28 protein-coding genes are annotated in these 26,199 nt (G+C 40.2%); 22 read left to right on the forward strand and 6 right to left on the reverse strand.

Going from position 1 to position 26,199, the window contains the following annotated elements; all coding sequences use genetic code 11:
• Positions 1 to 37: 37 nt before the first annotated feature.
• The 13 genes from ACXAF2_RS00150 (at position 38) to ACXAF2_RS00210 (ending at position 12,340) form a co-directional block, all read left to right on the forward strand.
• The gene (locus tag ACXAF2_RS00150; RefSeq protein WP_475136830.1) at positions 38 to 346 is read left to right on the forward strand and encodes a hypothetical protein; all 309 of its coding nucleotides are present in this window, start codon (positions 38 to 40) and stop codon (positions 344 to 346) included.
• A gap of 48 nt (positions 347 to 394) precedes the next feature.
• A complete protein-coding gene (locus tag ACXAF2_RS00155; protein ID WP_475136831.1) occupies positions 395 to 919 on the forward strand; it encodes a histidine phosphatase family protein in 525 nt (174 codons plus the stop codon).
• Positions 920 to 1,470: 551 nt separating this feature from the next.
• Positions 1,471 to 1,650, forward strand: coding sequence for a hypothetical protein (locus ACXAF2_RS00160; protein WP_044337098.1), 180 nt, complete (start codon positions 1,471 to 1,473; stop codon positions 1,648 to 1,650).
• 425 nt (positions 1,651 to 2,075) lie between these two features.
• The gene (locus tag ACXAF2_RS00165) at positions 2,076 to 2,900 is read left to right on the forward strand and encodes a M55 family metallopeptidase (protein ID WP_475136832.1); all 825 of its coding nucleotides are present in this window, start codon (positions 2,076 to 2,078) and stop codon (positions 2,898 to 2,900) included.
• 14 nt (positions 2,901 to 2,914) lie between these two features.
• A complete protein-coding gene (locus ACXAF2_RS00170; protein WP_475136833.1) occupies positions 2,915 to 3,847 on the forward strand; it encodes an ABC transporter permease in 933 nt (310 codons plus the stop codon).
• A complete protein-coding gene (locus ACXAF2_RS00175) occupies positions 3,847 to 4,800 on the forward strand; it encodes an ABC transporter permease (protein ID WP_475136834.1) in 954 nt (317 codons plus the stop codon). Before ACXAF2_RS00170 ends, ACXAF2_RS00175 begins: the two co-directional genes overlap by 1 nt.
• A 5-nt stretch (positions 4,801 to 4,805) precedes the next feature.
• Positions 4,806 to 5,819, forward strand: a complete 1,014-nt coding sequence (locus ACXAF2_RS00180; protein WP_475136835.1) for an ABC transporter ATP-binding protein — start codon at positions 4,806 to 4,808, stop codon at positions 5,817 to 5,819.
• Positions 5,820 to 5,859: 40 nt separating this feature from the next.
• Positions 5,860 to 7,485, forward strand: a complete 1,626-nt coding sequence (locus tag ACXAF2_RS00185; protein ID WP_475136836.1) for an ABC transporter substrate-binding protein — start codon at positions 5,860 to 5,862, stop codon at positions 7,483 to 7,485.
• 87 nt (positions 7,486 to 7,572) lie between these two features.
• Positions 7,573 to 8,511, forward strand: coding sequence for a S66 peptidase family protein (locus ACXAF2_RS00190; RefSeq protein ID WP_475136837.1), 939 nt, complete (start codon positions 7,573 to 7,575; stop codon positions 8,509 to 8,511).
• On the forward strand, positions 8,508 to 9,587 hold the full coding sequence (locus tag ACXAF2_RS00195) for a dipeptide epimerase (RefSeq protein ID WP_475136838.1): 1,080 nt from the start codon (positions 8,508 to 8,510) through the stop codon (positions 9,585 to 9,587). The genes ACXAF2_RS00190 and ACXAF2_RS00195 overlap by 4 nt, the downstream gene beginning before the upstream one ends.
• 22 nt (positions 9,588 to 9,609) lie before the next feature.
• Positions 9,610 to 10,533: a C40 family peptidase gene (locus ACXAF2_RS00200; RefSeq protein WP_475136839.1), complete on the forward strand. Its 924-nt coding sequence runs from the start codon at positions 9,610 to 9,612 to the stop codon at positions 10,531 to 10,533.
• Positions 10,530 to 11,534 (forward strand): ABC transporter ATP-binding protein, encoded by a 1,005-nt coding sequence (locus tag ACXAF2_RS00205; protein ID WP_475136840.1) that lies wholly within the window; start codon positions 10,530 to 10,532, stop codon positions 11,532 to 11,534. The genes ACXAF2_RS00200 and ACXAF2_RS00205 overlap by 4 nt, the downstream gene beginning before the upstream one ends.
• Positions 11,535 to 11,548: 14 nt before the next feature.
• Positions 11,549 to 12,340, forward strand: coding sequence for a serine hydrolase (locus ACXAF2_RS00210; protein WP_475136841.1), 792 nt, complete (start codon positions 11,549 to 11,551; stop codon positions 12,338 to 12,340).
• Positions 12,341 to 12,445: 105 nt separating this feature from the next.
• On the opposite strand, the gene ACXAF2_RS00215 is transcribed toward ACXAF2_RS00210, so the two are convergent.
• Positions 12,446 to 13,267, reverse strand: coding sequence for an STAS domain-containing protein (locus tag ACXAF2_RS00215; protein ID WP_475136842.1), 822 nt, complete (start codon positions 13,265 to 13,267; stop codon positions 12,446 to 12,448).
• Between the two features lie 339 nt (positions 13,268 to 13,606).
• Here ACXAF2_RS00215 and ACXAF2_RS00220 point away from each other — a divergent pair, with 339 nt between their 5' ends.
• The 4 genes from ACXAF2_RS00220 to ACXAF2_RS00235 all read left to right on the forward strand — a co-directional run bounded on the left by ACXAF2_RS00220 (position 13,607) and on the right by ACXAF2_RS00235 (position 17,373).
• On the forward strand, positions 13,607 to 14,164 hold the full coding sequence (locus tag ACXAF2_RS00220; RefSeq protein WP_475136843.1) for a helix-turn-helix domain-containing protein: 558 nt from the start codon (positions 13,607 to 13,609) through the stop codon (positions 14,162 to 14,164).
• 185 nt (positions 14,165 to 14,349) lie between these two features.
• Positions 14,350 to 14,661: a metal-sensitive transcriptional regulator gene (locus ACXAF2_RS00225; RefSeq protein WP_475139049.1), complete on the forward strand. Its 312-nt coding sequence runs from the start codon at positions 14,350 to 14,352 to the stop codon at positions 14,659 to 14,661.
• A gap of 14 nt (positions 14,662 to 14,675) precedes the next feature.
• Entirely contained in the window at positions 14,676 to 14,882 is a 207-nt protein-coding gene (gene copZ, locus ACXAF2_RS00230; RefSeq protein ID WP_475136844.1) for a copper chaperone CopZ, read from the forward strand.
• Between the two features lie 73 nt (positions 14,883 to 14,955).
• Positions 14,956 to 17,373, forward strand: a complete 2,418-nt coding sequence (locus ACXAF2_RS00235; protein WP_475136845.1) for a heavy metal translocating P-type ATPase — start codon at positions 14,956 to 14,958, stop codon at positions 17,371 to 17,373.
• A 111-nt stretch (positions 17,374 to 17,484) separates the two neighbouring features.
• Here the strand turns inward: ACXAF2_RS00235 and ACXAF2_RS00240 are convergent, their stop codons facing one another.
• Both ACXAF2_RS00240 and ACXAF2_RS00245 read right to left on the reverse strand, forming a co-directional pair.
• Positions 17,485 to 18,132, reverse strand: coding sequence for a cupin domain-containing protein (locus ACXAF2_RS00240; protein ID WP_475136846.1), 648 nt, complete (start codon positions 18,130 to 18,132; stop codon positions 17,485 to 17,487).
• Between the two features lie 153 nt (positions 18,133 to 18,285).
• Complete coding sequence (locus ACXAF2_RS00245; protein ID WP_475139050.1) at positions 18,286 to 18,618, reverse strand: YqzG/YhdC family protein; 333 nt, start codon at positions 18,616 to 18,618, stop codon at positions 18,286 to 18,288.
• A 281-nt stretch (positions 18,619 to 18,899) separates the two neighbouring features.
• On the opposite strand from ACXAF2_RS00245, the gene ACXAF2_RS00250 reads away from it, so the two are divergent.
• From ACXAF2_RS00250 to ACXAF2_RS00265, 4 genes are all read left to right on the forward strand, one after another.
• Entirely contained in the window at positions 18,900 to 21,977 is a 3,078-nt protein-coding gene (locus tag ACXAF2_RS00250) for a GNAT family N-acetyltransferase (protein ID WP_475136847.1), read from the forward strand.
• A gap of 224 nt (positions 21,978 to 22,201) precedes the next feature.
• On the forward strand, positions 22,202 to 22,573 hold the full coding sequence (locus ACXAF2_RS00255; protein ID WP_475136848.1) for a group-specific protein: 372 nt from the start codon (positions 22,202 to 22,204) through the stop codon (positions 22,571 to 22,573).
• A 16-nt stretch (positions 22,574 to 22,589) separates the two neighbouring features.
• Positions 22,590 to 23,105, forward strand: coding sequence for an RNA polymerase sigma factor (locus ACXAF2_RS00260; protein WP_475139052.1), 516 nt, complete (start codon positions 22,590 to 22,592; stop codon positions 23,103 to 23,105).
• Positions 23,086 to 23,328, forward strand: a complete 243-nt coding sequence (locus ACXAF2_RS00265; protein ID WP_475136849.1) for a hypothetical protein — start codon at positions 23,086 to 23,088, stop codon at positions 23,326 to 23,328. The genes ACXAF2_RS00260 and ACXAF2_RS00265 overlap by 20 nt, the downstream gene beginning before the upstream one ends.
• A 79-nt stretch (positions 23,329 to 23,407) precedes the next feature.
• On the opposite strand, the gene ACXAF2_RS00270 is transcribed toward ACXAF2_RS00265, so the two are convergent.
• Entirely contained in the window at positions 23,408 to 23,608 is a 201-nt protein-coding gene (locus ACXAF2_RS00270; protein WP_475136850.1) for a twin-arginine translocase TatA/TatE family subunit, read from the reverse strand.
• A 379-nt stretch (positions 23,609 to 23,987) separates the two neighbouring features.
• Positions 23,988 to 24,320 carry a hypothetical protein gene (locus ACXAF2_RS00275; protein WP_475136851.1) on the reverse strand — a complete coding sequence of 111 codons (333 nt, stop codon included), beginning with the start codon at positions 24,318 to 24,320 and terminating at the stop codon, positions 23,988 to 23,990.
• Positions 24,321 to 24,559: 239 nt separating this feature from the next.
• Between ACXAF2_RS00275 and ACXAF2_RS00280 the strand changes: the two genes are divergently transcribed.
• Positions 24,560 to 25,111, forward strand: a complete 552-nt coding sequence (locus ACXAF2_RS00280) for an STM3941 family protein (RefSeq protein WP_475136852.1) — start codon at positions 24,560 to 24,562, stop codon at positions 25,109 to 25,111.
• Positions 25,112 to 25,174: 63 nt separating this feature from the next.
• Here ACXAF2_RS00280 and guaC read toward each other — a convergent pair whose 3' ends face one another.
• Positions 25,175 to 26,158, reverse strand: coding sequence for a GMP reductase (gene guaC / locus ACXAF2_RS00285; protein WP_475136853.1), 984 nt, complete (start codon positions 26,156 to 26,158; stop codon positions 25,175 to 25,177).
• Positions 26,159 to 26,199: the final 41 nt, after the last annotated feature.

Consider the following 26,199-nt stretch of genomic DNA (forward strand, 5'->3'; position numbering starts at 1 on the left):
CAAACAGTGAGAAATGATTGATTCAGGAGGCAATATGATGTATCCAGAATCACTATTAAACTTGATATCTATTAACAACGATGTTTTGTGGGGAGTCATTTTAATAATCGGACATTTAGTCTCCACTACACTAGCATTAGCCATATTTTCATCAATTTTGCTTAAAAATAAGAAGAACGGATTATTATTCCTTATTCTCTTAATTGTCATGGGGGTGCTGACACTCTATAGAGTAATGAGTTATTCTACAGCATTAGGATTAATTATTGGTTTCATGTATATCTTGTTATGTTTTGTTACTTTTATTTCTTTGAAAAAGAAGATGACTATGGAAAAACAATTGTGATTTGGTTATATGCTTATATAAGATAGAGTGATAGAAAGGACTGTCTATATGATATGCGTTATCAGACACGGTCAAACCGACATGAACAAGGAAGGCAGATTACAAGGAAGAAACGGCCTTCCCTTAAATAAAGAAGGTTTCAGACAAGCTGAATACTTAAAGTACAAACTGTCACAGGTTCCTTTTGACTATGTCTTTTCATCTCCACAAGAAAGGGCGATTCAGACGGCTGAAATTGCCACTGGTAAGAAAGCCCTCATAGATCGAAGGTTGGATGTTTATGATTTAGGTGAAGCGGACGGGCTACTGAAAAGCGAGGTAGAAATGGCTGGGATTCTCCCTGATGCCAGAATTTATAAAGGACTTGAAGAAACAGATTGTTTCATGGAGAGAATTTTTTCATTTTTGACTGAATTAAAAAAGGAGTATGGAAATAATGAGAAGAAGATTCTGATTTCTGGTCACCGTTGTACGACAGGGGCAATCGGCTCATTTTTCACAGAAGGCTCCTATGATGAAAATATCCTGAAGAACTCCTCTAATAATGGCGATTTTAGCTTATTTTCTTTCTGAAAGATGGACATTCAGAAGAGGAATACGATAATGAAAGGAAATTTGTATCTCGCGGGGGTTTACTTTTGGTGAATGAAAATATTCGCTATTATTCATGTCACTATGTGTTTTCAAAAAAAGATCATTGGGTAAATAGTAAGTAGCCTTTACCCGCAACCTTGTGAGGAGAGAATAATAGGAGCTGTGACGATCGTTGCTCAATATACATGACAAATATTCCATTGTTTTGTATCAAACACATATGGCAAAAAATCAAGCTTCTCGTAAATCTCAGAAAATAACGATCCAAATGCTTTCTCAATATACAGGTTTCTCTGAGGAAATCATTCTCGAAGCACTTGAGTTTGGAAAATTAGCACCTGATTTATCTATTAGATAATCACCTACGTGTAAAGGTCTAAGAAAATTATTTTCTCCTCCAAGGTTGACCATTAGAAAGACTGTAATGTAGTTGATTCATTTTTGTTACATAATTAATTTTTTAAGAATATATTGAAAAAACAAGCCTATATTTATTATAATAACAGAAAGGATTTATAGAGGAGGATCTAATGGACACCCACAGGAGTAAAAGGATATCCAAGTTATACCGAAAGTTGATTACTTCTGATGCAACACAAGCTTTCCTTATTTATAAAGGCCTAGATGAGACAACGAAAGCAGAATTACTCGATTTAGTGGCAGAGATGGGCTCTCAGCACTCAGAAAAACTTTTGAATAAAATAAGCTAACATACTTTAACCGAGTTTAAGACCTGGAGAGGTGATTTCTCCAGGTCTTTTCTTATGGAAGGTTCATTATCATAAAACGATAAGTGTCGGAAACATTAAAATGAACCTGGGTCATTTATCCTTCATGAAACGCTCAAACCTAAGGATATATACCATCTATATGAACAAAAAATGCGGTGTGGTTTCGATTACGAAATCCATCGCATTTTTAGTTTTTCATTAGATTAGGTGATTCCAATTAACTATTTATTGACTAAAAAGGAGAAAAACCCTATTGATTGAAACTAAATATAGTTCTATTTTCCTTATTTTATGAAAATAGGAATAAATTCCTTTTTATTCAAAAAATTGTTGTAATTAGGCGAATTAATATTTATAATATTAAGAAAATTTAATAAATATTTCCTAGGAAAGGGGGTCACTATATGAATGTATATATGTCGGTGGATATGGAGGGAATTACAGGCTTAGTTGATCATACACATGTAGATTCGAGCAAGCATAATTATGAGCGTGGGAGAATCATCATGACGGAGGAAGCGAATACGGTAATATCTGCTGCCTTTGAGTCAGGTTGCGCCGAGGTACTGGTAAATGATAGTCATTCACAAATGAACAATTTATTAATTGAAAAGCTGCATCCAGAAACAAAGTTGATATCCGGTGGAGCGAAACCATATTCCATGGTTCAAGGGCTGGATGAGACGTTTGATGGGGCTTTTTTTGTGGGCTATCACGCACGGGCATCGACGAAGGGTGTGATGTCCCACTCGATGATTTTCGGTGTTCGCAACATGTATATCGATGATGTTGCCGTGGGTGAACTGGGCTTTAATGCGTATGTTGCAGGATTTTACGGGGTTCCAGTGTTGATGGTTGCCGGAGATGACCAGGCAGCACTTGAGGCAGAAGCATTGATCCCCAATGTTACGACAGCCGTCGTGAAAGAAACGATTTCCCGTTCTGTGGCGAAAAGCCTGACACCTCAGAAATCAGCACAATTATTAAAGGAGAAAACCGAAGAAGCGATACATAACAAAGAAAACGTAAAACCTCTCAATCCACCTGACCAACCGACATTGCGAATAGAATTTGTGAATTACGGACAAGCGGAGTGGGCAAGCCTCATGCCGGGGACAGTACTAGAAGCTGGTACAACCACTGTACGATTTGAGGCGAAAGATATCCTGGAAGCCTATAGAGCCATGGTTGTAATGACTGAACTGGCGATGCGAACAACATTCTGTTAGAAAGTGTGAGATCAATGGGTACATATTTGTTGAAACGACTTCTGGCCATGGTGATAACGTTATGGCTGATTGTGACATTAACATTTTTCTTAATGCATGCCATACCAGGGTCACCATTTAATGAAGAGCGAAATACAAGTGAGATAGTACAGCAAAATTTAGAAGCTCATTATCATTTGAATGAGCCGTTGATGATTCAATATCTTCTCTATTTAAAGTCCCTTAGTTCATTAGACTTTGGTCCATCTATTACACAACCATCACAAACCGTAAATGACTTATTAGGAAGGGGATTTCCAATTTCCTTTGAATTAGGAATGATTACTCTCGTAATTGCCGTATTGTCTGGCATTATTTTAGGTGTATTGGCTGCTCTCAGACATAACGGTATTATCGATTACATGGCAATGACCTTCGCCGTACTCGGGATTTCGATTCCAAACTTTGTAATGGCGACATTACTTATTCAGGAATTGGCTGTAAACAGGGGGATTTTCCCTGTAGCCACATGGACGAGCTGGCGTCACATGGTTCTTCCGACCTTGGCATTAGCAACAGGGCCAACGGCCATCATTGCCCGTCTGACTCGTTCTAGTATGTTGGAAGTGTTAACCCAGGATTATATTCGAACGGCCCGTGCCAAAGGGTTGTCACCAATCAAGATTGTGTTTAAGCACGCCCTGCGAAATGCCTTACTCCCGGTTGTAACTGTACTGGGTACTCTAGCAGCAGGAATATTAACAGGTACATTCGTTATTGAACAAATCTTTGCGATTCCTGGAATGGGAAAGTATTTCGTGGAGAGCATCAATCAGCGTGATTATCCTGTCATTATGGGGACGACTGTATTTTACAGTGCATTTCTCATACTTATGCTGTTTTTAGTAGATTTAGCTTATGGATACCTTGATCCCCGTATTAAGTTACATAAGAAGGAGGCGAAATAATGGGAGTTCCAAAACACCAAGAACCAAATGTGACTCCAGACGTACTGGATGAGTGGTTTACACCCAAGAAGAGGAATAAAGATGATGCGGAAGCGGTGGTCCGACCGAGTCTTTCCTATTGGCAGGATGCGTGGAAGCGTCTTGTGAAAAATAAGCTGGCAATGCTTGGCTTTGTTTTTTTAATCGGATTGATGGTGATGGCTGTCATTGGCCCCATTATTTCTCCCCATGACGTAACGAAGCAAACACTTTCGAACCAAAACCTGCCGCCTTCCTCTGATCACTGGTTTGGTACAGACGATATGGGACGAGATGTATTTACCCGTACGTGGTACGGTGCACGGATATCATTGTTTGTAGGTTTTATGGCCGCACTCATTGATTTTGTTATCGGGATTGTATATGGAGGCATTGCAGGTTATAAGGGTGGTAAAACCGATAACGTTATGATGCGTGTTGTTGAAATCCTATACGGATTACCTTACCTATTAGTTGTGATTTTATTAATGGTCGTGATGGGGCCGGGCCTGCTCACTATTATCGTGGCCTTAACCGTGACGGGCTGGATAGGGATGGCCCGAATTGTAAGGGGACAAGTGCTCCAAATTAAAAACTATGAGTTCATTCTTGCTTCTAAAACGTTTGGTACGAAAACAGCCCGTATCATACGTAAGAATCTTCTGCCAAATACGATGGGACCGATTATCGTTCAGATGACACTCACTGTACCAAGCGCTATTTTTGCGGAAGCATTCCTAAGCTTCCTTGGATTGGGGATTCAAGCTCCGTATGCCAGTTGGGGAGTCATGGCTAATGACGGCTTATCTACCATTCTATCAGGCTATTGGTGGCGATTATTCTTCCCGGCTTTATTTATTTCACTAACCATGTTCTCATTCAACGTTTTAGGTGACGGACTACAAGATGCACTTGATCCGAAGCTAAGGAGGTAATCATCATGAATCAAGTATTATCTGTACAAGATCTACACGTACATTTCTCCACATATGGAGGAGAAGTCAAAGCGGTTCGAGGAGTGAGCTTTGATTTACATAAGGGGGAAACACTTGCCATAGTCGGTGAATCTGGATGCGGAAAGAGTGTAACGTCTCAAAGCATTATGAGATTAATTCCGAGTCCTCCTGGGAAAGTGACGAACGGCAGGATACTATTTAAAGGAAAAGACCTTTTAGATGTAACCGAACCGCAAATGCGAAAGATTCGAGGGGCCGATATTTCGATGATATTTCAAGATCCCATGACGGCTCTGAACCCGACCCTTACAATCGGGGAGCAAATCATAGAAGGAATTCTTCAGCATAACGATGTTTCCAAGAAACAGGCAAGACAAAAAGCGATTGAGATGCTGACACTTGTCAGTATTCCAAACCCTGAAGAACGATTAAAGCAATATCCCCATCAATTCAGCGGAGGTATGAGGCAGCGGATTGTTATTGCCATGTCACTCGTATGCGAACCGGACGTTATCATCGCCGATGAACCAACAACAGCTCTCGATGTAACCATTCAGGCGCAAATTTTGGAATTATTCAAAGAAATCCAGCAGAAAACCGGTGTCTCGATTATTTTGATTACCCATGATTTAGGTGTAGTAGCTCAAGTTGCTGATCGTATTGCCGTCATGTATGCCGGTAAAATTGTAGAGGAAGGAACCAGAAGAGAGATCTTCTATCACCCACAACATCCGTATACACAAGGGTTACTAAAATCAGTTCCAAGACTTGATCTTGATGGGGAAGATCTGATTCCTATACCAGGTTCACCGCCTGATTTATTTTCACCGCCTGTTGGATGTCCTTTCGTACCAAGGTGTGAAAAGGCGATGGAAGTGTGCGACCGTGTATATCCATCGAAAACACAGCTATCAGATGATCACCACGTTGACTGCTGGCTTCAGGATAAACGTGCCAAAAAAGCGATGCTTTCATCGATTAACTTAACCATCCGTTAGGTTAATTGTTTGATATAAAAAGAATAAGAGGGGGAAGAAAATGAAGAAGCTATTATCACTTTTTTTAGTAGGAATGCTTTTGTTTGTGTTGGCAGCTTGTACAGCTACGAAGGATGCAGGCAGTGAGTCAAGCAGTGAAGACAGTAAGAAAGAAAATACAGGAAAGGTTCTTCACTTGAATAATGGTGCAGAACCAACGTCTTTTGATCCTCCCATTGGATTCGATTCCTATTCATGGACAGCACTAAACAATTTAATGGAAGGGATGACGCGCTTAAACGCTAATCATGAACCAGAAGCGGCAATGGCAGAAAAATGGGACGTGTCTGAAGATGGAAAAGTATACACATTCCACATTCGTGACAATGCCAAATGGTCTAATGGAGATGATGTAACTGCTGGAGACTTTGTTTTTGCTTGGAAACGTCTGTTGGATCCGGAAACGGGTTCACCGGCTGCCTTCTTAGGATATTTCATCGAAGGTGGAGAAGCCTTCAATACAGGTACAGGGTCAGCTGATGAAGTGAAGGTATCAGCGAAAGACGAGAAAACATTTGAGGTCACTCTAACTAGTCCACAAGCGTATTTCTTAAGCGTCATTGCGAATCCAGCGTTCTTCCCAATCAATGAGAAGGTTGCTACTGAAAATCCTGAGTGGTTTGCAGAAGCGGATACATTCGTTGCAAATGGTCCTTTTAAATTAACAGAATGGGAGCATGACAGTCACTTTGTTATGGAAAAGAATGATCAATATTGGGATAAAGATTCAGTGAAATTGGATAAAGTTCACTGGGCAATGGTGAACGATACAAACACGGATTATCAATTATTCAAAACGGGTGAGCTGGATACAGCAGACGTACCAGCTGATTTAAGTAAACAGTTATTCGAAGAAGGGAAAGTGAATGTAGAAGATCAAGCAGGAACCTACTTCTACCGTTTCAATTTAGAAAAAGAGCCTTTCCAAAATCAAAACATCCGTAAAGCATTTGCCATGGCGGTAGATCAACAGCAAATGGTAGACTTTGTGACAAAGAATAAGGAAAAAGCTGCTTACGGCTTCGTATCAAAAGGGTTCAAAGATCCTTCTGGAAAAGACTTCCGGGAAGCAAATGGAGATTTAGTGAAAACAGATATCGAAGAAGCGAAATCCCTTCTGAAAAAAGGAATGGAAGAAGAAGGATACGATCAGCTTCCTGAAGTAACATTAACATACAGTACTAGTGATACACATCAGAAAATCGCTGAAGCCCTACAACAAATGTTCAAGGAGAACTTGGAGGTTGACGTTAAATTAGCCAATATGGAATGGAACGTATTCCAGGATGAGCAAAAAGCATTGAAGTTCCAATTATCACGAAGCTCATTCCTGGCAGATTACGCAGACCCGATCAACTTCCTTGAAAACTTCCAAACTGGCCACTCTATGAACCGAACAGGTTGGAGTAACGAAAAGTTTGACAGCTTAATCAAACAAGCCATGAATGAAGCAGATGAAGCGAAGCGCTTCGAATTAATGTATGAAGCAGAGAAAATCTTAATGGACGAAATGCCGATCATTCCAATCCACTTCTACAATCACGTGTACTTACAAAATGAAGATGTTTCCGGCATCGTTCGACATCCAGTTGGATACATGGAATTAAAATGGGCAGACAAGAAATAAGTGCTTGAACGAATAGTGAGTGGAGATGACGCAAGGCTGCATGAAGCCTTGCGTTTGCTCCCTCTTTTTCTACGAAAGGGGTAATGTATGGTGATAAAAGCTTCCAGACTCAAAGTAGGAGATACAATAGGAGTCATTGCTCCTGCAAGCCCTCCGAAACCTGAACCATTAAAAATAGCCTTATCATTTCTTGAAGATTTAGGTTTGGACATAAAATTGGGGAAATCTGTCCATAAGAAATATGGGTACCTGGCAGGTTATGATCAAGAGCGGATAGAAGATATACATATGATGTTCAAAGACCGTGACGTTAAAGCCATCATTTGTGCTTGCGGCGGTTTTGGCACAGGACGGATCGCATCCCGATTGGATTACAACTTGATAAGGAAAAACCCGAAAATTTTTTGGGGATATAGTGATATCACTTTTTTACATACAGCTATTCAACAACAAACTGGAATCGTGACATTTCATGGGCCCATGTTAAGTTCTGATATTGGTCTTTCGGATGCACATCACTTAACGAGGAAGTCTTTTGAACAGTTGTTTCATGCGAAAGACATCGAGTATACAAACAAGCTATCCCCGTTGGAAACAGTTGTAGAAGGTATAGCAAGCGGAACTGTAATAGGTGGAAATCTTACCTTATTGGTTAGCACGTTAGGGACTCCTTTTGAATTGGATACAAAAGGTAAAATCCTATTTATCGAGGATATTGATGAAAAACCTTATAAAGTGGACCGAATGATGAATCAGCTGAAAATGGCGGGGAAATTCCATGACGCATCCGGTATTATCATCGGGGATTTCAAAAACTGTATGCCAGAAAAACACGAACAATCTCTGACTCTTGATGAGGTGCTCAAAGAACATATTTCAGATGCAGGTATACCTGTTTTAAAAGGATTTCAAATCGGTCACTCTTCCCCAAGTATCGCCATACCATTAGGAAGCATGGGACGAATGAATACGTATAACCAAACATTTATCGTAGAAACCGGCATAAGAGAGGATGAGAATAAGTGAAGATCCATCAACTGGAAACATTCCGAACAGCGGTCCCCCTGCATACCCCTTTTAAAACTGCATTGCGCACCGTTGAAGTGGCAGAAGCCATCGTTGTGAAATTAACGTGTGATGACGGGACTGTTGGATGGGGAGAAGCACCGCCAACAGTTGTCATTACAGGGGACAGTTTATCCAGCATTGAATGGGCCATCCAACAAGTGATCAAGCCGGCCATCATGGGTAAGAGTCTCTTAAATTATGAACAGCTTTTTCAACAATTACATTCATTACTTGTGCGTAATTCAAGCGCAAAGGCAGCTGTAGATATGGCCTTATATGATTGCCTTTCTCAGCACTGCAATCTTCCACTCTATCAATTTCTCGGTGGGTACCGTCATGGGCTGGAGACCGATTATACTGTGAGCGTTAATAGTCCAAAGGAAATGGGTGAGGATGCAGAAGCCTATGTGAATCAAGGCTTTGATGTTTTGAAGGTCAAGGTGGGAAAAGATGATATCGAGACGGATATTAAAAGAATTCATGAAATCCGCCAACGTATCGGGTATGATATCAAAATTCGACTGGATGCCAATCAAGGGTGGGAATCGAAAGCGGCTGTCAAAGCGATTCGTAAACTGGAAGACCTTGATCTTAATATTGAGTTAGTCGAGCAGCCTGTACCTGCTCATGACATTGAAGGGCTGAAGAGAGTCACTGATGGAGTGGATACACTGATTATGGCTGATGAGAGTGTTTTTACACCATATCAAGCATTTGAGGTGTTAAAAACCCGCAGTGCAGATTTGATCAATATCAAACTCATGAAAGCCGGGGGCATTTATTACGCTCAGAAAATTAACGCTCTTGCGGAGGTTTGTGGTGTCGAATGTATGGTAGGGAGCATGATCGAAACGCGACTCGGTATTACGGCAGCAGCTCATTTTGCAGCAAGCAAGAAAAACGTGACACGATTTGATTTCGACGCCCCTCTTATGTTGGCAAAAGATATTGTAGTGGGAGGCATAGAATATAACGGTCGAATGATAACGATGCCCACCCAACCTGGATTAGGGATAGAGAGAGTATTAGTTTAAATGAATACGAGGGGGAATTAATATGACGACAAAAGCGCTAATAGCAGTACCCGTATCAACCGTATGGACATCCAAGGGTTCAGCCCGTGATTTGGATTCACCTGCCGTTTCCAATCCCGTGCAAATCAACGAATGGTTAGGATCCTTGACCCATGAAACCCGGTTGGCTCTTTGCGATGAGAATCGTATACAATCTCAAGCTTTATTCGGACAGGAAGTATTGGTGTTGGAAGAGGAGGACGGTTGGTCTCATGTGATCATTCCAGACCAAGCCACATCCAAAGACAATCAAGGATACCCTGGTTGGGTCCCTAGCGCTCAACTTTCACACGGGGAGTACCCTCAAACGGATACATATGCCATAATCACAAGCAAATTTGCGGATTTATTCAATGAGGATGATGCGGTGGAATTGGAACTCAGTTTCCAAACGATTTTACCCGTCGTGAAAGAGCATGATCATGTTATCGAAGTTATGACTCCGTTAGGTACACGCTTCTTAAAACAGAAAGATGTAATCATCTCAACCACCAAGGTTAACGACCAAAAGGGTAGCGGCCAAGACATCGTCACTTCAGGAGAAGCCTTTCTTGATCTTCCTTATTTATGGGGAGGGATGACGAGCTATGGGTTTGATTGCTCAGGATTCAGCTATACCATGTGTAAGGCGAATGGTTATCTGATTCCCCGTGATGCAAATGACCAGGCAAAAGCCGGGAAAGAAGTACCACTGAATCAATTAAAGCCTGGTGATCTTTTATTTTTTGCTTATGAAGAAGGGAAGGGGAGCATACATCACGTTGGAATCTATCATGGTGACGGACAGATGATCCACTCTCCTAATACTGGGAAAACCATTGAAATTCTTCCCCTGAAAGGTACCTACTACGAGAAGGAGCTATGTATAGCAAAACGCTACTGGGAGGAAACGGAGGGATCATCATGACGAATGACAAACTACTCGAAGTAAAGGAATTAAAAAAATACTTTCAGCTTGACAAAGGTAAAACCTTAAAGGCAGTGGATCGTATTTCATTTGATATATATAAGGGTGAGACATTCGGTCTCGTAGGGGAATCGGGTTGCGGGAAGTCGACTACTGGCCGCACCATAATCGGTTTGTATGACAAGACGGAAGGGGAAGTCCTGTATGATGGAAAAAACGTTCATACACTTTCTGAAAAAGAAAAGCTCTCTTTTTATCGAAACATGCAGATGATTTTCCAGGATCCGTACGCTTCTCTTAACCCTCGTTCAACGGTACGTGAAATCATTGCAGAACCGATGGAGGCCCACAATTTATACCGGGATAAAAATGAGCAGATGGAACGTATATATCAGCTCCTGGAAGATGTCGGACTGAATAGGGATCATGCTAATCGCTATCCCCACGAATTCAGTGGTGGACAGCGTCAGAGAATTGGCATAGCACGGGCTCTTGCCCTTAATCCAGATTTCATCATCGCAGATGAACCTATTTCTGCTCTGGATGTTTCCGTTCAAGCACAAATCGTAAACCTATTGAAAAAGCTTCAAAAAGAAAAGGGGTTGACCTTTTTATTCATTGCTCATGATCTTTCCATGGTAAAGCATATCAGCAACCGAATCGGAGTAATGTATCTGGGTCATATGGTTGAATTAACCGAAAGTAAGGAGCTTTACAAAAAGCCTCTTCACCCTTACACCCAAGCATTACTTTCAGCTATCCCCATCCCTGATCCCGATGTAGAGGATGAGCGTGAACGAATGATCATCCAAGGAGAAATCCCCAGTCCAATCAATCCACCAAGTGGCTGTGTATTCAGAACCCGTTGTCCAGTAGCCATGGAAGCGTGCACCAGCCATAAACCAAAATGGAAGGAAGTAGAAGAACAGCACTTTGTTGCTTGTCACTTATACGACAATGAAATAACCAAGAATCATGACGAAGTAGCGGTCACAAAGTAAAGGATGAATAGTGGATGAATGAGAATATATTAGAGGAAAGAATTCTGGACGCTATTGATAAATGTAAAGGCAGGATCAGTATAGCCATTGACCTGGCTTCACACTCCATTCAAATCAATAGTGACACTCCTTATTCTGCTGCAAGTTTAATCAAGGTTCCGATCTTACTAGAAGGTTTCCGGCAGTCAGAGCAAGGGGAAATCGACTTAGATGAAACCGTAATGGTCCCTAATGAGTATAGAGTGGGAGGGGCAGGAGTGTTGTCAACATTATCCGAAAAATTTTCGTTGACGTTAGAAGACCTCCTCACACTCATGATCATTGTGTCGGATAACACCGCGACGAATCTCATTATCGACCGTTTAGGTTCAGATCCGATAAACAGTCTATGTAACTCTTTAGCGTTAAAACACACTAAGCTTAGTCGGAAAATGATGGATTTTCAAGCAATGAAACAAGGATATGACAATTTCACCTCTGCTTCTGATATCATCACCTGTTTACGCAGTTTAGACCAAGGGACGCTATTTAGTAAGCAAAGCCGGGATAAAATGATATATATATTGCATCAACAGCAATTTAATACTAAGCTCCCTGCAAAGATGGATAAAGAAAAAATCTATGTAGCCAATAAAACAGGGGAGTTACCTGGGGTTGAGCATGACTGTGCAATTATTCGTTGTGAAAAAAAAACCGCCTACATAGCTGTATTAATTGACGAACTTGATGAAAACGAAACAGCACGAGACACAATTGCTGTAATCGGAAAGCTTCTATATGATTATTTAACTAAGCCTAATCTGTAAAATTACAGCATGTCCCTATAGAGTCTTTAAATATGTTTTGCTGTCTATTTATGTAAGTCATTTTCGTTCTCACTAGAAAAAACGTTTATACATAAGAAAAGCATCCTAATTCCTAAGGATGCTTCTTTGCTTTTGCAATTGTATAAGAGCGGTGTGAAGGCTGGCGAAAGTGGGAATATGTTTAATCACGATGCCGAGGTTGACCATTGTTTGAGCAATTTCAGGTCTAATGCCTGTTAAGACGACTTGAATTCCAGCTAATTTGAGTGCGGCTACCACTTTGAATAACTGATCGGCAACCATCGTGTCAACAACCGTTACCCCTGATAGATCAATAATTAGATAACTCAGGCCCAATGCCGACCCTTGTGAAAGAGACCTTTCCATTAAATCCTTTGCACGTGCGGAGTTGATATCCCCTATAAGCGGCAAAATGGCGATCGTATCTGTCACTTTCACAATCGGGATCGAAAGCTCGGAACTAATGGTTTCAGAGAGAGGATGGGAGTAGGCCATCGTAAGGCGGTATATTGCTCGATCCAAACCAGAATGAAAAAGAGAAAGAAGTTCATAAAATGTATCAATTGGCAGCTCGATCTTGATTGAATCTGTTTTAATCATGTTACCAATCTCATTCCGAAAATAGTGAAGATCTTCTATCGCTACCTCGAGGGATAAATCTAACTGCCTAAAGAGAGTAACGGAAGAACATGCCCACCTCGAGATAATGTTGCTATTAGCAGTACGCAGAGACTGGGCTAAAAGCTCAATCATTTCCTCTCTCCATTTCCGCAGCGATACATTTACAATAGTAGGGTAAGGAGCGTCTTGGTTTGTTCTTCCTTGAATCAATTTCGTCTTTGCATCCACTATGTTGTTAATGAATTCAAGATACTTATTTTCGTCATGAATAGCCTTCATTGACATTAGATAACCTCCTAATTTGATCAAACTGCGGGTTTTACGATTATGTAAATATATTTGGAAAAAAGGATAGAGGAAACGCTGAATTGTATGTTATGCTTTTCTATAAGGAGTACTTAAGCAATGATACTAAATGAGGACGTATAGATGTCTCATGAAGAGGTCACTTTACAAAAAAAAAGATTCACAACATGATGAAGATAAAAGTGTAGGATATTTAAATACTTTCTTACCATCTATTATATCGAATATAACCATTTGGGAATGTTTCTGTTTAGCCACCCTCTAATAGAGTTTATACATTGCTTTTCTGCCATTGCGGTTCAGAAAGGAGATTGGAGATTGAATAAAAGAACTTGGCTAATTAAATTAAGAAAAAGGAAAAAGATGACCCAACAGGAAGTCGCTTCGAAAGCTTTTATTGAAAGATCCTATTATGCTCAAATTGAGAATGGAATCCGCAAACCGAGCAGTGAGGTCACCATCAAGCTAGGGGAAGTATTGGACTTTCACGCATCCAGCTTTAATCTCGAGGAAAATCCATTCTCGATTGCCTTAAAGAATGCACCTGTCGTGCTCGCTCATTGTGACACACAATTACGCTATACATGGATCTTCAACACTCCTGATCTTGTTCCAGACGATCACATTGGTAAAACCGACATAGAGCTTGATAATAATGAAGGAAATAGGACTTTAATGAAGTTGAAACAGGATGTATTAGAGAAAAAGACTCCTATCAATCGAGTAGTCTCGATTCCTTTAAAAACAGGAACTGTTTCCTATAATGTCTATGCCCATCCCTTATTAAATGAAGAAGGCACTATTATAGGTGTTGCCACTGCCTCTACTGAAATCTATACCTCCAACCAAAAAGATCGACAAAACGATCATACATAATGAGAAGAATCTAAGTGCGTGGACCCCAATGAGGAGACACGCTTTTTTTATATCAAATCATAATCCTTTACATACCATAATGGGGTATAGTATATTGAGATTGTGGAGGTGGGATTATGACCACTGAAAAGAATGAAAAAAAAACGGAAATTAACCCATCCGTGATTCAAGAAGAAGAGCGTGTAATGGATCATGCAGTATGCTCAGATGAAGAAGTCCGGAAAAGTCATCACTCTGATAAAGTTAAGAAAAATCTTGTAACACGATTAAATCGGATTGAAGGACAAATAAGAGGAATTAAAGGCTTGATTGAGCGCGATACGTATTGTGACGACGTCATTACGCAAATATCCGCCACCCAATCTGCCCTTAACAGCGTAGCCAAAATTCTATTAGAAGGTCATATGAAAACATGTGTTCTTGATCGAATTCACGAAGGAGACACAGAAGTATTAGATGAAGTTATGGTCACTATCCAAAAACTTATGAAAAAATAAAGGAGAGTTTACAGATGCAAAAAGAATCGTTAACAGTGGAAGGTATGTCTTGTGGACATTGTGTTAAAGCAATTGAAGACAATGTCGCTAAATTAGAAGGTGTGAAATCGGTGCAAGTAAGTTTGAAAGGCAAGAAAGTAGAAGTCGAATTTGATGGTTCACTAGTAAAGCTTGATGACATCAAAGAAACAATCGATGATCAGGGATATGATGTCGTGTAAGGATACTGTGCTTTCTCAGCACGGTTTTCTTTTACTATAAAATATACCCCGTATAGGTATGGAGGGACAAGGAATGGATCAGTATAAAGAAACCAATATAGATATAACAGGAATGACTTGCGCTGCATGTGCGAATCGGATCGAAAAAGGTTTAAATAAAATGGACGGTGTTGAAAATGCAGCGGTCAACTTCACCATGGAGAAAGCAGCGGTCAAATACAATCCAGAAGTTGTGAAACCAATCGATCTTCAAAAAAGGATTCGAGATCTAGGGTATGACGTACAACTCGAAAAAACCGAGTTTGATATTACCGGAATGACATGTGCTGCTTGTTCTGCAAGAATCGAGAAAGTATTGAATAAACAAGAAGGTATACAACATGCGACGGTAAATTTGGCCTTGGAAAAAGCAACGATTGAGTATAACCCTGGAACAATCACAACAGATCAAATCATAAAAAAGGTGGATTCAATTGGCTACGGTGCAACAGTAAAAAATAATGATAATCAAGAAACACAAACGGATCATAAACTTCAAGAGATTCAGAACCAAAAACGAAAGTTTATATGGTCACTCTTATTATCTCTTCCCCTTTTGTGGTCGATGGTCAGTCATTTTGAATTCACTTCGTTCATCCCATTACCTGAAATCTTAATGAATCCTTGGGTGCAAATGGCTTTAGCCACCCCTGTACAGTTTTTTATTGGGAAACAGTTTTACGTAGGGGCTTATAAAGCATTAAAAAACAAGAGTGCCAATATGGATGTTTTAGTAGCACTTGGTACATCGGCTGCTTACTTTTATAGTGTGTTTCTTGCCTATCAGTCCATTGGATCGGGAATCCATATGGTTGAACTATATTTTGAAACAAGTGCCATTTTAATCACACTCATTATCCTCGGGAAATTGTTTGAAGCTAGGGCAAAAGGTCGTTCTTCTGAAGCCATTAAGAAGCTTATGGGACTTCAAGCTAAAACCGCAACGGTGGAAAGAGATGGAAAGGATGTAGAAATTCCTTTAGAAGACGTTGTCACAGGAGATATTGTCTACATCAAACCAGGTGAAAAAGTCCCTGTAGATGGAGAAGTCATCGAAGGACGTTCAGCACTGGATGAATCGATGATAACTGGAGAAAGCGTACCGGTGGATAAATCTATAGGTGATACATTAATCGGTTCTACAATGAATAAAAACGGATTCCTCAAAATGAAAGCTACAAAGGTAGGAAAAGATACAGCCTTGGCACAAATTATAAAAGTGGTGGAGGATGCTCAAGGTTCCAAGGCTCCTATTCAACGATTAGCAGATACAATATCTGGAATATTCGTCCCTATTGTTGTAGGGATTGCAGTCCTGACATTTCTTGTCTGGTACATTTGGATCGAACCAGGCAATTTTGCCGAAGCACTTGAAAAACTGATTGCCGTACTTGTGATTGCCTGTCCGTGTGCCCTTGGATTAGCTACTCCGACTTCGATAATGGCAGGCTCGGGACGTGCAGCAGAATATGGGATTCTCTTTAAAGGCGGAGAATATTTGGAATCAACCCATGGAGTTACAACCGTTGTACTCGACAAAACGGGTACTGTTACAAACGGTGAGCCGGTTTTAACAGATGTAATAGTGGAAGCTGGACAGATTGAAGAGGATTTTCTTGCTTTAGTTGGTGCAGCGGAACGTTCTTCTGAGCATCCACTAGCTGTTTCAATCGTTAAAGGGATTAAAGAAAAAGGGATTCGTTTATTAAGTAGTGAAGAATTTGATGCTATACCAGGGTATGGTGTAAAAGCAAAAGTTGGGAATAGTGAAGTGGTTATCGGTACCACGAAACTTATGGAGCAAAATGGTGCCCAGATCAATCATGTGTTAGAAACAAAGCAAACTCTAGAGACTGAAGGTAAGACGGTTATGCTCGTTTCTATTAATGGAAACTTTGCCGGCCTTGTCGCTGTAGCGGACACTATTAAAAATACTTCTAAACACGCCATTCTACGATTAAAAGATATGGGCTTAGAAGTCATCATGATCACTGGTGACAATCAACGGACCGCTGAAGCAATTGCAAAAGAAGCTAATATCCATCATGTACTTGCGGAAGTATTACCTGAAGGAAAAGCAAAAGAAGTTCAAAAACTGCAGAAGGAAGGAAAGAAAGTAGCGATGGTCGGAGATGGAATCAATGATGCCCCTGCACTTGCGACGGCTGATATCGGTATGGCGATCGGAACCGGTACAGACGTAGCCATGGAAGCTGCCGATATCACCCTTATCCGCGGTGATTTGAACAGCATTCCCGATGCTATCTTCATGAGTAAGAAAACCATTCGCAATATTAAACAAAACCTTTTCTGGGCCCTTGCCTACAACTCACTCGGCATCCCCATAGCCGCAATGGGATTCTTAGCACCATGGCTTGCCGGAGCTGCAATGGCATTTAGTTCTGTGTCCGTTGTGTTGAATGCCCTGCGCCTGCAGAGAGTGAAGCTGTAAAAATAAAAGAGATCAAAGGGGACATGACCTTTGATCTTTCTTTCTCATTCGAGAAGCTTGTCGATATTCAACAAATCAATTGGCAGGGATTATCCTTACCTATTGACCATTCTAAAAATCAATGGATTTATTATTTATATTGATTGATATGTTTCCCTCATTCTTAGAATCCTTCAGCCTCTTTTTTGGGAGACCGACTCTATTTCGATTTTGAATCGGAGGACCAATGACTACAGAATCCTTTATTGGTGACAGAGCCTCTGCGATCATTTCAGGGTTGATGCCATAGGATAGCTCGAATACCTCAGGGGGGGTTAGACGCAACGTATCCGATCCCTCTGCCGTTTCAAATTGATCATTATTAAAAAATAGATGCAGGTGTGCCTTATCTGATACTGGTGTGATCCAGTGCCACCATGCCATAGGAATAAACACCACTTGCCCCGCTTTAGCACTGTACGTATGAAGCTTATTTGTATCGGGATCAATGATTGATATGACGGCTTCACCAGAAACGACAACATCCAATTCCCATGCATTCGGATGCCAGTGAGGTTCGCGTATATGGCCCATTGATAGATATAGATCTACGAATGCACCCCCTACCATAGCCGGCAATTGAGTGGAAGTCACTTCATAGGCGACATTATCGGGGTTTCTCTCAAAGAATACATTCTTTTTCGAATCAAAGAAGAGGTTGGGTGTACCACTTGTTTTCTTAATATTAGTATTATCCGGCACATAACCTGATTTCCCCATTTCATTTCCCCCTTTTGGTAAATAACCAAATAATTCAACTTATAATGTTTATATGATTGATCGAGGGAATGGGTGAATGCGTATAAACGCATTCACACCTCTTAGCTATGCTGTCTAAGAGGTGTGGTCCTTGAATGAAAAGAGAATTTTCAATTATCGATCCGTTTCCGTGAATTTAATATCAATCATCTTTTCAGTATCCGTTTCAAACTGAATGTCTACAAATACACCAAATTCTTTCCCGCCTCGTTTTAACCATAGCTTAAATTTTTCAGTCGATACCTTCGATCCGTTTTCCTTACCGATATGGAGATAGTCAACAATCGATGCATCAGGATATTTCTCTTGCGTCTTTTTTACTGCCAGACTTCCCCATTTAGCGTAGGAGGGTATTTCTTGTTGAGCGTGCACCATCGGATTGAACTCAACGATTGTCATATTGGCAAGAAACAGTGTGAATAGAATCATTGGAATAAGTCGTTTCATTTTCAATATCATAACCTCTTTTTATCTTGTAGGTTTGTCCAGTCACCCTGAAAATATTCTACATTTTCCATTTCTCTTACAATCACATCATTAAATGAACTTTTTTTCTTGTTAGAATATTCTTTACTTACTACTCATAAAATCTTAAACTGTGGGTGTGGGAAGAAAATATTACCAACAATATGAAAGGAGGCGATGACGATGATGACAATCGTCGATGCAATTCAACTAATAAATGAGGATGAGGTTCTATATATAAAAACCTAGCGTAGGAGGACATTATGAAGACTACTTTGGAGCAAGTGAAAATCGTGGAATATCATGAAGGATTAGCAAAAGGAATAGCAAAAATGTGGAATGAAAGCCGTGAAAACTGGGGTGGAGATTCTGTTATCACAACGGAACAAGACGTAAAAGACAAGGAAGCTAACTCCACGAACCTCCACCTGTTCTTGGCTATGGTGGGAGATGAAGTGGCAGGCTACTGCGGATTATCTGAATATCGAGAGGACGAAGGTGCCTTATACATTCCTCTTTTGAACGTGCACCCCAAGTATCAGGGCTTAAAGATCGGCAAACAACTCGTATTGAAAGCGTTAGAGAAGACTGTGGAATTAAAATGGCCAAGACTGGATTTATTTACGTGGGCGGGTAATACAAAAGCCGTCCCTCTATACAAAAAATGCGGATTTTTCTGGGAAGAGCGCGATGACACCGTGCATCTGATGAATTTTATTCCGATGGTGCTCCAAATAGACTGGCTGAAGCCGTTTTTTGAGAAGCATGATTGGTATACAACGAGTCAGCGATTAATCGAAATCAAACCAGATGGACTGAAAGATCGAGATCATACGTATTATGAATATAAATGGGAAGCTGGAAATGAGTTCGTTCGAATTCAATTTGAACGGACGGGAAGAGGCATTCGCTTAATTGAAACAAAGGATTTTTTAGTGGAAATGAGGCTGCCTGACTTTAAGATGCTCGAGAAAGAAGAACACAATGTGACTTATCATGTAGAAAATCGCAAAGAGAATCCGGTTGAAATCTCCTTAAGAGGAATATCATCTTCTCATGTAAAGCATGAATTCCATGAGACCGTCTTAGTGGGGAAGAACTGGATTGGGGAATTCCCTGTCAGCGTCGCCATGCCAACTAGTCAACCAAGTCCTTGGAAAAAGCACCCAACTGTTGGGGTGACAGTTGAGGTGGATCGTCAATCGATTCCCCTAGCACTAGGGGTCTTCCCTAAGCAAGCAGGGAAGCTTCATTTAAGGTCGGTGAAAAAGAATTGGAGATCCCATGGTAAAGGGATGCTCTATCTTGATTTGGAAAGCCAATTAGAAGAAGAAACTACCTGGACAATTAAACTGCCTGTAAATAAGGTAGTGGAGTGGGAAACTTCAGAAGTGATAGTGAAAATCGAAGGTAAAAAGAGAGTTTCCATTCCTCTTCCGATCCAGCTATTGAAAAATGGTTGTTTGTCAAAAGAAGTGAATGTTTCTGTTGAACGAAAAAACGGGGAGGCGACTACTTTTTCCACTCGTCTTTCATTGGCTCTACCTGGATTTGGGTCGAAATTTGGTGGCGAGACAGAAGAGAATTGGATCGGATTCAACGGTCCGCACTACGTAGAGATTGAAAAACGAAACCATATCGTCAAAGTGGGCTCTATGAATTCAACCCAAGATCCGATAACTTTCTTCACACCAAAATTCGGAAAACCATATAGTGAAGAGTTTTCTAAGAAAGAAGCATCTTCTGTAGAATATATCGAGCTTCCTGAAGCTTTCGTGATGAAAACAACACTAAAGTCCGATGCGTTTTCCGCCATGCTTCTGAACACCTATTTTAAAATTTACGGTGATGGATTAGTTGAAATCAAACATGAAGTAGTGAATGCAGGAGAAGAAGACAGGAAGCATCTTTCCCTAATTCAGCCCGTTTTTATAAACTTTGAAGGAATGGCTATCCCACAAAGGGATGGAGTCTTAATCGGGAATGAGTCCTTGGTTCCTTTTATGGAGTATATTAATGATAAAGAAATGGCTGAACGTTGGATTTTTACACGCTCCTCGAATGGTGATACGATCGGACTTGCATGGTCAGAAGAAGCTCTTGGAAGAAAAGATGATTGGCGAATGGCTCTTGAATATGAAATCGACTTGATACAATCCCAGGAAAAAATGTGTTTAGGTCCCATCCAGGTAGGGATCAATACTTCCAACCACTGGGCTAAGTGGCGGGAGTTGGTGGTGGGTGATGATAGGGAGTTGAAAGAGCTGCCCCTGTATGCTTTAGGTAAAACTGATGGAGATATTATTTCTTATGTTGGTGAAAGGGAAAATTATTCATTTCGATCCATGCTAACTCCCTATATTCATGGTAAATTAACCGTTAAATCAGACAATGAAACATTTGCGAAAGAAGTGGATAAAGCTGATTCAGTCACCCAATTGAATCTTGAACTTGAGCATCCTTCACCAGGCGTAAAATGGTTGGATGGACAATTCGAATCCAAAAGTCTCTTCGGAAAAGTAGATGTAATCCACCTTGTTAAGGGGAAGAGGGAAGTAAAGGTTGAGAGGAACGAGGATGTTTGGGCTGTAGATAATGGCGTCATTTCGTTTAAAGCGTCATCTGCTTATTACCCTGGTATCTATTCCTTATCGATTGACGGTAAGGAAACCCTGGATCATCTATATCCAAACCCTGGTCCACGGGCGTGGTGGAATCCTTGGGGTGGGGGTATCAGATACTCTTTCCAATCCGTTAGTTCCTATTCAATGTTGAAAGAGAATACTGAAATCGGATCTGTAACAAAGTTGGATCACAAAGGCCATGAGTGGACAGGGATTTGTTTAACAACAGAATTTAAGGAGCATGAAGAGATGAAGGGGATTGTTCTTCGTCAATATGCTTTAACACTTCCAGAAGTGCCGGTCCTGGCTGTATACGCAGAGATTCAGCAGGATTCAGGAAGAACGTATACGAAAGATTTACTTGATTTAGAGGCTTTTTTCAAGACTGGAGAAACATTAACATCCAGTTTCGTTATACCTCCAACACAAGGAATGGTCCATAAATACTATGCAGGCGTCGAGGAATTCGTATTGAGAGATACACCATTTATTACGGTTGGATCGGATGATGACCAAGAATCTTTGACATTTGTTCACCCAAGCACCAGAAAACGGTCAGAAGCATACTTAAATCAAGATGTTCTTCTAGTAGCATCAACAAACGAGTGGTCTGCAGCAACGGGGGAAACCAACGTAATCGAACCAACTATCCTATTCTACGGTGAAACTAAGTCTGCACAAGCAATCAAACCACTACAAAACATTCGATTCACCTAATAACTCCACGAACCTACCTCTGCCGTAGGTTCGTGTTTTTAAATGGGAGGGACGGACCTTCAATTGTAAGGATTTATTAATTGATAAGTTTGATCGAAAAACGACTAAATAGATTGAATAAGTACATATTGGAGGTCCGTCCCTCAGAAAGAAACAATTTCATTGAACCTTTTCACTCCCTCAGTGGTATAGCTTATGAGAAGAAAAGAAAGAGGAGTGATCATATGGATCAAGGGTGGATAATTTCCTTTGTTGTGTCCGGAGTTTTAATGGTGTTTATATTAGCCGTTGCGATTCCAATGGAAAGAAAATACATTGTCAGGGAAAATGGAAAGATCAATTATAAAAAAACGAAGATTTTTTTAAGGTGGAATATGTTTGATACTATGTCTCTCGGATTGGCGATATACACGGTTATTTGTGTACAAATATTAAATGTGCTGATCATTAATGGAGAAACTGTAGAGAATGACTATGTACAATTTTTCACCAATCAATCCCAGGCGTGGACATTGGTTTCGTTTATCTATTTAATTGTACGGATTTCCAACACACTGAAAGCGATTAAAGAGCGTTGGGGCGATTCAATTGAGTGAATCAGAAGAAGACTGGATGCTTGCGTATCAAAGAGGAGATCAAAAGTCACTTGAAAAGTTGTACCGCCTATATAAACCTTCACTGTATAGCTTTATTTACCGCTACAGTCGAGATGAGCAACTGAGTATCGATGTGGTTCAGGATACGTTTGTAAAACTTCAGATCAATAAATTGAAATTTGATTCTGCAAAGGGCAAAGTGAAATCATATCTATTCCAAATTGCCTATCGTACTATGATTGATAAATTAATTCGACGTAAGAAATGGCGCTCACTATTACCATTCTTAACTCCTATAACAGAAGACAGCCTTTCACAGGATGACAGAATGACCGTCCAAGAAGCTGTCGCCAGATTGCCTGACTTGCAACGAGCAGTGATTCTCTTATTCTACTTTCATGATTTAAGCCAAAAAGACATTGCACATATATTGCAAATCCCTCTCGGCACAGTCAAGTCAAGGATGCACCAGGCTATTCAAATCTTAAAAAAAGAAATGGAGGACACGGAGTATGACTCAGGATCCCTTTAATAAAAAATACACTCTTCGTAAAAACCTTGACGAATATGGGGTTGAAGTACCAAATTTCCCAATGAAATCATCCAAATGGGATCGCCTTATACATTATTTAGCATCTCCTGCACTCAACCCACTTGAACGGGTACTATCCTTCAGAAATGGATACACCCTCTTACGAACTGCACCTGTAATTGGTGCTGTTATGTACGGAGCTGTTCAAGTCATTATGTGGTAGAAGAGAGGGACGGACCTCCAAATGTTCCAAATTGCCAGATTATCAGATTTTCAGTCTGTTGGAGGTCCGTCCCTCACAGTTAAGTAATACTATTGATTTTATTCATATTCTTGTCACCATTATGGTCTGTATCCTCATCCTTCATCAATCCACTGACCGCTTGTTTAAATTCTCTCAAAGAAACACCGGCAGCTTTTCCGAGCTCTGGAAGTTTGCTTGGCCCAAAGAATAATAGTGCTACGAACAAAATAATCGCTATTTCACCGAAACCCAGATTCATTTTTATTTCCTCGCTTTCTTATGGAAGTTGCTTCAGTACGAAACTTTTCTTTAATTTACTTTAAGTCGAATATTTCTACAATTTCTCTCCACTTAATCATCATATCCCAAGAAAACCGAGGGATGGATGAGATGATGCTATTTCCACGCAATTCTCCAGATAAAAGTATCACTCCAACAAAGCAAAGTAGGAAAAGAGTACAGAAGACATAACAAGCAATAGATTCTTTACGATATTCATAATTTCTCATATGAATGCACCTCAGTTTCATATAATTTTCAAGGACCAATGTTCATTAAAAATAGGCACTGCAAAAAAACTCTTAACTGCAAAGAGAAAAAAGGGGTTACGATCACATGTATTTTTAGAATGAAAGAAATCAGAGGTAATTTGAATGGGACATGATTACTTCAAGAAAACCCAATGAGTTTGGAAAAATCTCATTGCTAAATAGACCTCCAGCTAGAGGGATTATTTTGAAGTGCAATGTTGGAAGAATGGAGGTTTTATTAGAAGTCATACTAACTTGTTTCTGAACCAGCGAAGGGACCACGTCGATAATGATGTTTGCATCGGTTAAAAACACATGGTCAGAAATAGAAGCCACATCATCAAAACTCAAAAATACCGGGCTTTGATTCTGTTGTTGAACAGGAACTGTCCCTAACACAATGCTCAATACCATCAATAACAACAATCTCATCACAGTCACTTCACCTCCCAAGATAATATTAAAACTAATTATAGCTTAATTTCCCACAGTGTCTATAACAAGTTAAGTGAGTTAAGAGGGACGGACCTATAAAAGAAGAGGAAGGGAGTAGGTGCGTGATTTTATACCTTTTTGAGGTCCGTCCCTCTAAGTTGTCCCTCTAAGTTTACTCAGAGTTTAACTTTTGTGATTGCGGGTATAGGAAATTGGAAATGTATATTTATGGAAGGGGAATAACGATGGAAGAGAAGGGTGTTCATTTTTATGAATCGAAGAAAAGGTTAGGTATGTTAGCGATTGGTTGTATATTATTTGTCCTTGTGTGTTTGTATTTATCGTTTGAATTCTTCTTTGTTGATGTTAACTACTTTATGGGGACCGTTGGTGCGTTAGGAGGCTTGTTTTTTCTTTTTTGCTTGATTCAGATTTTTAAGAAGCTCACCAATAATGTGCCTCATGTTAGCCTGACACAGGAATTTCTTGTTTTATATGTGTTACCGGAACATCCTGTTAACATCAGATGGGAAGATATAGAAAGCTATATTCCTTATGAGATTTACCGGAATGCTTTTATCGGGCTCATTCTGTCCAATGAAGAGAAATACCAGGAGAAAATGCCGGATAAGCTAAAACGAATGTCTAAAATCAATGTGAAAATGGGGTATCCACAATACAATATTGTAAAAGGCAATCTTAAAGAGCCCCAACAATTGCTTGATGAGTTAAGCCTTCGTATTCCTCATATTAAAATGGTTTCTGAAGGAAAAGATGTTTCTCATATTAATCCATAATAAAATGAATATTTCAATAATAAAAGGTGAGCATCAATTGCTCACCTTTTCAACGTTTCACTATTAATATACTTTATCCCCATTAAAGATTGAATTCTTTACTACAACATAATCCACTGTTCGGATTGCTTCAAGCTTTGTTCCACCAGCATAGGAGATTGAAGATTGAAGGTCTTGTTCCATTTCGATCAACGTATGCTCCAATGATCCTTTATGTTCAACAAACATCTTTTTACCTTCAACATTTTTCTTTTCGCCTTTTTGGAACTCTGAAGCTGATCCAAAGTATTCTTTAAAGAGCTTGCCGTCTTTTTCGATTGTATCTCCCGGGGACTCTTCATGGCCAGCGAATAGGGAACCGATCATCACCATGGACGCACCGAAACGAATGGATTTTGCTATATCACCGTGGGTACGGATACCACCATCAGCGATGATTGGTTTAGTAGCGGCTTTTGCACACCAGCGTAGTGCAGCCAGTTGCCAGCCACCTGTTCCAAAACCAGTTTTGATTTTCGTAATACATACTTTCCCTGGTCCGATTCCCACTTTTGTAGCATCGGCACCGGCATGTTCCAATTCTCTTACAGCTTCTGGAGTACCAACGTTCCCGGCAATCACAAAGCTCTCGGGCACGTGTTTTTTAATATGTTGTATCATGCTGATTACCGCATTAGAATGACCATGGGCAATATCGATTGTAATAAATTCGGGTATCAGCTTCTCTTCTGCTAACTGCTCTACAAATGCATACTCTTCATCCTTAACACCTACAGAAATAGAAGAAATCAAACCACGAGCCTTCATATCTTTAATAAATGAAATTCGTTTTTCAGGCTCGAAGCGATGCATGATATAGAAATAATTATTTTCAGCTAAGTATACAGCGATTTTTTCATCAATAATGGTTTGCATATTGGCAGGAACAACCGGCAATTTGAACGTATGTCCACCAAGTGTCACACTTGTATCACATTCAGAGCGGCTATTCACCACACATTTTGCAGGAATTAATTGAATATCTTCGTAATCAAATACATTTTCCATTATTACACCCCTAAACACGAATATTAAAGTTTGGTTGTTTT

The organism is Rossellomorea sp. ABR4_004, assembly GCF_056159585.1.